We start from the raw sequence: 7,100 nt of genomic DNA on the forward strand, positions 1-7,100 counted from the left end.
GTCGGACATCGGGGCAACCCTGCAGCAGATCGCGGAACTCACCGCGTCCGGCTGCCAGATCGTCCGCGTCGCCTGGCCCAGGACGAGCGGTGGGCGTACGAGACCAAGCAGGACGGCCAGCGGGTGATGGTCTACCTGCCCGGCGACGGCAGCCTGCTGCTGCGCGCCCGCTCGGGCGAGGACATCACCGGGGCGTATCCCGAACTGCGGCCGCTCGGCGGCGCGCTCGGCGCCGTGCCCGCCGTCCTCGACGGTGAGGTGCTGGCCCTGGACGAGCGGGGCCGGGCCGACTTCCAGTTGCTCCAGAGCCGGATGGGCCTGGCCCACGCGCCCGCGCGGGCCGCGCGCCGTGCCGCCCAGGTGCCGGTGCACCTGGTGCTGTTCGACGTGCCCCATCTGGCCGAACCGCTGCTGCGGCTGCCGTACGCACGGCGGCGGGCCCGGCTGGAGGAACTGGGCCTGTCGGGGCCGTACTGGTCGACGCCGGCCGCGGTGACCGGGCACGGCGCCGAGGCGCTCGCGGCCACCCGGGAGCACGGTCTGGAGGGTGTGGTGTGCAAGCGGCTGGACTCGGTCTACGCGCCCGGGGTGCGCTCCCGCGCCTGGATCAAGATCCGGAACATGCGGGCGGAGGACGTGGTGGTCGGCGGCTGGCTGCCGGGCAAGGGGCGGCTGACCGGGCTGCCCGGCGCGGTGCTGGTCGGCCAGCGCGACACGGCAGGACGGCTGCGGTACGTCGGCGGGGTGGGCACCGGCTGGAGCGAGGCGGAGCGGACCGGTCTGGCGGCGCTGCTGCGGGACACGGCGAGCGAGCGGTGTCCCTTCGATCCGGTGCCACGGATCCCGGACGCCCGCTGGGTGCTGCCGCGTCTGGTGGGCGAGGTGAGCTACAGCACCCGTACCCGGGCCGGGCTGCTGCGCCAGCCGTCCTGGCTGCGGCTGCGCCCGGATCTCACGCCCGAGGAGTCGGCGGCGTACCTGCCGGAGGCCTCGGGCTGAGCCGGCGGGGTCTATCGTGTGCGCATGCCGGTTCCCGAACTGATCCGTATCGTCTCCCGCGACTCGCCGATGGCACTGGCCCAAGTCGAGCGGGTCCGAGCCGAGTTGACCGCACTGCACCCGGGTGTGCGCACCGAGGTCGTACCGGTGAAGACCACCGGCGACAAGTGGCTCGGCGATCTGTCCAAGGTCGAGGGCAAGGGGGCGTTCACCAAGGAGGTGGACGCGGCCCTGCTGGCCGGGGAGGCGGACCTCGCGGTGCACTGCGTGAAGGACGTGCCCGCCGACCGGCCGCTGCCCGCCGGGACGGTGTTCGCCGCGTTCCTGAAGCGGGACGACATCCGGGACGCGCTGGTGCACCCTGGCGGGCTCACCCTGGACGAGCTGCCGGCCGGCACCCGGATCGGCACCTCCGCGGTGCGCCGGATCGCCCAGCTGGCCGCCACCCACCCGCAGCTGGAGTGCGTGCCGTTCCGCGGCAACGCCAACCGCCGGCTGGCGAAGCTGGCCGACGGGGAGGCGGACGCGCTGCTGCTGGCGGTGTCCGGGCTGGAGCGCATCGACCGCACCGACGTGATCAGCGAGGTGCTGTCGCCGGAGACGATGATGCCGCCGATCGGCGCGGGCATCCTCGCCCTGCAGTGCCGTGAGGGCGACACGGAGCTGATCGACGCGGTCAGCGGGCTCGGCGACCCGGACACGCACCGTGAGGCCACGGCCGAGCGGATGTTCCTGCATGTGCTGCAGGGACACTGCAACAGCCCGATCGCCGGCTACGCGCGCGTGGACCGCATCGGGGAACTCTCCCTGCGGGCCTGCGTGTTCACGCCGGACGGCAAGACCAGCCTGAACGCCCACGAGTGGGCGGGCCGGCTCGACCCGGCCACGCTCGGCACCTCGGTCGCGGTGGCGCTGCTGAGGCAGGGCGCGCGGGAGATCATCGACGGCATCCCGCACTGACCTGCGCGGGGCCCTGCGTCAGGCGGCGCCGGGCTCCGTCTGGTCCTTCAGGAAGGCGCTGACCTGGTGGGCCAGGCTGGCCGGTCCGGTGCCCGTGGGGGCGGCCGCCGCGGTCGCCTCCAGGACGCCGATGCCGCCCGCCCAGAGCCGGCGCTCGCTCCACTCCTCGTCCACCCGCAGCTGCACCTGCACGTCCACGTGGCTGAGGGCCGCCTCCGGGGCGGCCGCGAAGACCACCGCGGTGGCCCGGCGCAGCGGATACACGTCGAAGCCCTCGATGAACTGGGAGTTGCGCCAATCGATGAAGGCGCCCTCCCCGTCGGGGCCGACGCGGACGTCGATCTGCCCGTCCTCGAGGTGGATGCCGTAGTGCCGCGCACCGCGGTTCTCCACCGTCACGCGGAGACTGAAGTACGTCAGACCGACGGCGGCGTCGTCACGTCCGCGCGGCGGCTCGGCCGCCTCCAGACGATGGACGCGGACCCGCAGACCGGCATGCTCCTCGTACTCCTGCCAGTCCCCGACCACGTTCGGCTCGTACACAGTGCCCCTCTCGACCTTCGAGAGCTGCTGTCTATCTGTGCGCTGAGCGCACTGTCAAATGAGCGGAATGCGCTGTGGCCAGGGGGTTCGCCCGCTTTGATCGGTGATCAAGCGCTGCGCAGGAAGAATCCGTCCGCGGCGTCCCCGGACGGGGTGAGGGTGCGTGCCGCACATCACGTCCGCGGCAAGATCACCGGGCCAGCCGGCCGAGCAACGAGGAGGCCGCGGTGATGCCGAGCGCGGCGGCCACCACCAGCACGCCGAAGTCGGCGGTGAGATGGGCGGGCGTACCGAGCAGCAGGCCCCGCAGCGCGTCGACTTGGTAGCTCAGCGGGTTGACCTTGCTGACGGCCTGCAGCCAGCCCGGCATGATCGAGACGGGGTAGAGGGCGTTGGAGGCGAAGAACAGCGGCATGGTGATCGCCTGCCCGAAGCCCATCAGCCGGTCGCGGCTGAGGACGACGCCGGCGATGGTCATCGACAGGCAGGAGAAGAACACGGAGGCGAGGACCACCGCGGCGGCGACGCCGAGCAGCCGCAGCGGGTTCCAGGTGAGGGCGACCCCGAGCAGGGCCGCGATGAGGACGACGACGATCGCCTGCACCAGCGACTTCACCCCGGCGGCGAACGCCTTGCCGGTGATCAGCGCCGAGCGTGGGGTGGGCGTGACGAGGAGCTTGTTCAGGACGCCGGCGTCGCGTTCCCAGATGATCTGGATGCCGTAGAAGATCGCGATGAACATCGCCGACTGGGCGATGATGCCGGGCGCCATGTAGTCGATGTACGGGATGCCGCCGGTGGGTATCGCGCGGATCCGGGTGAACGTCTGGCCGAAGATCAGCAGCCACAGGGCGGGCTGGACGGCGCGCGTGTACAGCTCGGTGCGGTCGTGGCGCAGCTTCTGCAGTTCCACGGCGCACATGGCGACGACCCGGGCGGGCAGCAGCCGCCAGCCCGCGCGCGGCGCGGGCGGGGTCAGCAGCAGCCGCGTGCCCTCAGCCGACTCGGTGCGCGGTGCGGCGGGTGCTTCGGACATCGCGGAATCCTCCTCCGGAGTGGTCGTCGAGGCCGCTGCCGGCGACGTCCCGGAAGACGTCCTCCAGCGTGGGCAGGGTCTTGGCGCCCTGGCGTTCGGCCAGGCCCTGCCGCAGTTCGGCCGGGGTGCCCAGGGCGCGGATGCGGCCGTGGTGCATCAGGCCGACCCGGTCGCAGTACTGGTCGGCCTCGTCCATGTAGTGGGTGGTGACCAGGACGCTCATGCCGGTCGCGGCGCGGACGGCGTTGATGTGCTCCCAGACTCCGGTGCGGGCGATCGGGTCCAGGCCGATGGTGGGCTCGTCCAGGATCAGCAGGCGGGGCGCGCTGACCAGGGCCTGGGCGAGTTCGAGGCGGCGGATCATGCCGCCGGAGTAGGTCTTGGCGAGCCGGTCGGCGGCGTCGGTGAGATCGACGGCGGTGAGCGCCTGGGCGACCCGTTCGGCGCGCTCGCGGCGCGGTACGTCGAAGACGCGGGCGAACAGGGCGACGTTCTCCCGGCCGGTGAGCCCGCTGTCGGCCGAGAGCTGCTGCGGGACGTAGCCGAGCAGCCGGCGGACCGCCATGCGCTCCTTCGCGGTGTCGTGGCCGAAGACGCGGACCATGCCGGCGGGGACCGGCAGCAGTGTGGTGATGCAGCGGATCGCGGTCGTCTTGCCGGCGCCGTTCGGCCCGAGCAGCCCGAACACCTCGCCCTCGCGTACGGCGAGGTCCAGCCCGTCCACGGCGTGGGTGTCGCCGAAGGCGTAGGCGAGCCGGGTGCAGGTGACGGCCTCGGCGGGGGCGCCGGCTGTGTCGCTCGTCATGATTCCTCGGCCTCCGTCATGGTTCCTCCGCACCCTCGTACCGGTCCGTCGCGCCGTCATCGGTGTCCTCGTACAGGTGGCCGGCGAGCTTGCGCAGGGCCGGGAGGGCCGCGCGCAGGGCCTCCCGGTCGGCCTCGTCGAGCCGGGAGACCTGCCGACCGAACAGCTCGGCCCGGCGGCGCCGCCAGTCCGCGAGTCGCCTCTCGGCGGCGTCGGTCAGCAGCAGGCGGGCCGCGCGCCGGTCGGCCGGGTCGGTCTCCCGGAGCAGATAGCCGTCCCGGACGAGCTGGTTGACCAGCGTCGACACGGAGTTGCCCGCCAGGTGCAGCTCCTTGGCCGCCTCGGAGATGCCGATGCCGGGCCGGGACTCGACCAGTCGCAGCAGCTCCACCTCGGCGCCGCGCAGCCGGGGCCCGGTGAGCCCGCCGCGCAGCCGGCGCCGGATCAGCCGCTGGATGCGCACGAGCGCGTCGGCCAGCTCCTCCGGGAAGGTCACCAGCCGCGTCCCCGTACCCCGTACCGCTTCGTCCTCCACACTTCGGAGATTACCTCTGTTACAGAGGTATCACTCGTCGAGCACCCCAAGAGGCGGTCAAGGGCCACATCGGTAGCGCCCTATATGTAGTCGATTGTTTCGAGATGTCCTCGAATGGGAAAATGATTGTAAGTGCTTCGGACAGGAGGCACGTCCGTGGGAACCGGCGCTTGCCGGACGCCCCGGTGTCCTTCAGACGGTCCGAGCGCACCTCCCACGGTGTCTGTCCAATCAGCACCTGCCGAAAGAGGTGCGCGCAATGCGTGTCACTGGCAGCACGAAACCCCATCCCCACGACGACGCACCCGACACCGCCGAATCCTTCGAGCGGCTCGTGGGGCTGTCCGACGGCCCCGAGCGCCAGGCGCTCCGGGACGAGCTGGTGCAGCTGTGGCTGCCCATGGCCGAGCGGATCGCCGTACGCTTCCGCGGCCGCGGGGAGGCCCTGGAGGACCTCTACCAGGTGGCCGCGCTGGGCCTCGTGAAGGCCGTCGACCACTACGACCCCTCCCGGGGCCGCGCGTTCGAGGCCTATGCCGTGCCCACCATCACCGGTGAGATCAAACGTCACTTCCGGGACCACATGTGGACCCTGCACGTCCCCCGCCGGGTGCAGGACCTGCGCAACCGGGTCCGCAGCGCCGTCAAGGAGCTGGCCCAGACCACCTCGGGCCGGCCGCCCACCGTCACCGAGATCGCCGCGTTCACCCGGCTGACCGAGGACGAGGTGCGCACCGGCATGGAGGCGCTGGAATGCTTCTCCGCGCTGTCCCTGGACGCCGAGGTGGCGGGAACGGACGGGTACGCGCTCGGGGACTCCCTGGGCGGGACGGACCCGGGATACGACCTCGTCGTGGACCGGGTGGCGGTCAAACCGTGTCTGGAGGCGCTGCCCGAGCGCGAACGCACCATTCTCTATCTGCGGTTCTTCCGCGGAATGACGCAGAGCCGGATCGCCCAGCAGCTCGGCATCTCGCAGATGCACGTCTCGCGGCTGCTCAGCGGCTGCTTCGACCGGCTGCGTGAGGAACTGCTCGCGGAGGCCCGCTGAAGCGCCCCGCCCCGCGTCACCGCTCGTCGGCGCCCGGCACCTGGGTCGGCCCGTACCGGTCCAGGGTCTCCTCCAGCGCCGCCCGGACATCCGCCGGGATGTCGCCCCGGCGCCCCCAGATCAGGATCAGCTCGGCGACGTTGCGCAGCTTGATGTTGGTGTGCTGGGAGATCTCGCGCAGCACCTGCCACCCCTGGTCGGGGGTCACCCTGCCGAGCGCCACCATCATCCCGATCGCCTGGTCGACGACGGCGTGGGAGGTGACCGCCTCCTTCAGCTGGTCGACCTCGGCCTGCAACGCGGCGATGCGGTCCGCCTCGCTCTCTCCCATCCCTCCATCCTGCGCACTGGCCTGGTCCGCTGCCACCGGGGGTACTCGACCTGCGCCCTACCCCCTCCCGGTTGGACACTGGAGCGAGACCGGTGGCCGCCCGGCCCCGAGAGCAGGACGCGACTGCCATGAACCAAGACACCCCCGTCAGTGGTGGAGCGAGCTCCGGCCGCGAACCGCGCAAGCGGGACGTCGTCTCCACGCACTCCGTCTTCGGCGCCCCGTGCTGGGTGAGCCTGACCAGCCGTGACCTCCAGGCCACCCAGGACTTCTACGCGGCCGTGCTGGGCTGGCGCTGGCGCGGCGCGAAGCTCGGCGAGCACTTCCGTATCGCGCTGGCCGACGGGGTGCCGGTGGCCGGGATCGCCGCCGTCGCCTCGATGTGGCAGATGGCAGTGGCCTGGACGCCGTACTTCGCTGTTCCGGACGCCGACGTGGCCGTGGCCCGGGCCCGGGAGCGCGGCGGTACGGCGGCGGTCGGGCCGCTCTCCTTCCCGCCCGGACGGGCCGCCCTGCTCGCCGACCGGGACGGCGCCACCTTCGGCATCTGGCAGGGCGAGCTGGTCGGCAACTGGGAGGCCTGGCGCAGGGCGGCGCCCACGTTCATCCGGCTGCACACCCGTGACGCGTTCGACTCCGCGATCTTCTACGGCGAGATCCTCGGCTGGGCGACCGGGGCGTCCGGCTGCTGCGAGGTCGAGTACACGGGCGGTGAGGTCCTGCTGCGCAGCCAGGGCGACATCGTGGCGCGCATCGACTCGGGCGCGGTCGAGGCGGCCCCGGACCCGTCCGTGCGGCCGCACCGGACAGGGCGGGGAACAAGGGGGAATCGCCCCAGAG

The 7,100-nt window shown here is 72.3% G+C and carries 9 protein-coding genes; 4 read left to right on the forward strand and 5 right to left on the reverse strand.

The window, feature by feature from the left end:
* The first annotated feature begins 51 nt into the window (after positions 1-51).
* Positions 52-999, forward strand: coding sequence for an ATP-dependent DNA ligase (locus tag ACWEN3_RS37325; RefSeq protein WP_452980454.1), 948 nt, complete (start codon positions 52-54; stop codon positions 997-999).
* A gap of 18 nt (positions 1,000-1,017) precedes the next feature.
* Positions 1,018-1,959, forward strand: coding sequence for a hydroxymethylbilane synthase (hemC, locus tag ACWEN3_RS37330; RefSeq protein WP_452980431.1), 942 nt, complete (start codon positions 1,018-1,020; stop codon positions 1,957-1,959).
* An 18-nt stretch (positions 1,960-1,977) separates the two neighbouring features.
* On the opposite strand, the gene ACWEN3_RS37335 is transcribed toward hemC, so the two are convergent.
* The 4 genes from ACWEN3_RS37335 to ACWEN3_RS37350 form a co-directional block, all read right to left on the reverse strand.
* Positions 1,978-2,502, reverse strand: a complete 525-nt coding sequence (locus ACWEN3_RS37335) for a hypothetical protein (protein WP_452980434.1) — start codon at positions 2,500-2,502, stop codon at positions 1,978-1,980.
* A gap of 190 nt (positions 2,503-2,692) precedes the next feature.
* Positions 2,693-3,538, reverse strand: coding sequence for an ABC transporter permease (locus ACWEN3_RS37340; RefSeq protein ID WP_452980437.1), 846 nt, complete (start codon positions 3,536-3,538; stop codon positions 2,693-2,695).
* Positions 3,498-4,343, reverse strand: coding sequence for an ABC transporter ATP-binding protein (locus ACWEN3_RS37345; RefSeq protein ID WP_452980440.1), 846 nt, complete (start codon positions 4,341-4,343; stop codon positions 3,498-3,500). Before ACWEN3_RS37345 ends, ACWEN3_RS37340 begins: the two co-directional genes overlap by 41 nt.
* 16 nt (positions 4,344-4,359) lie before the next feature.
* Positions 4,360-4,878, reverse strand: coding sequence for a MarR family winged helix-turn-helix transcriptional regulator (locus tag ACWEN3_RS37350; RefSeq protein ID WP_452980443.1), 519 nt, complete (start codon positions 4,876-4,878; stop codon positions 4,360-4,362).
* Between the two features lie 259 nt (positions 4,879-5,137).
* Here ACWEN3_RS37350 and ACWEN3_RS37355 point away from each other — a divergent pair, with 259 nt between their 5' ends.
* Entirely contained in the window at positions 5,138-5,929 is a 792-nt protein-coding gene (locus ACWEN3_RS37355; protein ID WP_452980445.1) for an RNA polymerase sigma factor SigF, read from the forward strand.
* A 16-nt stretch (positions 5,930-5,945) separates the two neighbouring features.
* On the opposite strand, the gene ACWEN3_RS37360 is transcribed toward ACWEN3_RS37355, so the two are convergent.
* Positions 5,946-6,260 (reverse strand): ANTAR domain-containing protein, encoded by a 315-nt coding sequence (locus ACWEN3_RS37360; RefSeq protein WP_452980448.1) that lies wholly within the window; start codon positions 6,258-6,260, stop codon positions 5,946-5,948.
* Positions 6,261-6,388: 128 nt separating this feature from the next.
* Here ACWEN3_RS37360 and ACWEN3_RS37365 point away from each other — a divergent pair.
* Positions 6,389-7,100: VOC family protein (locus tag ACWEN3_RS37365; RefSeq protein ID WP_452980451.1), on the forward strand; the 712-nt coding region annotated here is incomplete at its 3' end.

The sequence above is a fragment of the Streptomyces sp. NPDC004561 genome (genome assembly GCF_053602155.1).

Excerpts from the sequence above, each read along its gene's own strand:
- ACWEN3_RS37340 (WP_452980437.1), bottom strand. The coding sequence starts at position 3,538 with ATGTCCGAAGCACCCGCCGCACCGCGCACCGAGTCGGCTGAGGGCACG.
- ACWEN3_RS37345 (WP_452980440.1), bottom strand. The coding sequence starts at position 4,343 with ATGACGAGCGACACAGCCGGCGCCCCCGCCGAGGCCGTCACCTGCACC.
- ACWEN3_RS37355 (WP_452980445.1), top strand. The coding sequence starts at position 5,138 with ATGCGTGTCACTGGCAGCACGAAACCCCATCCCCACGACGACGCACCC.
- ACWEN3_RS37360 (WP_452980448.1), bottom strand. The coding sequence starts at position 6,260 with ATGGGAGAGAGCGAGGCGGACCGCATCGCCGCGTTGCAGGCCGAGGTC.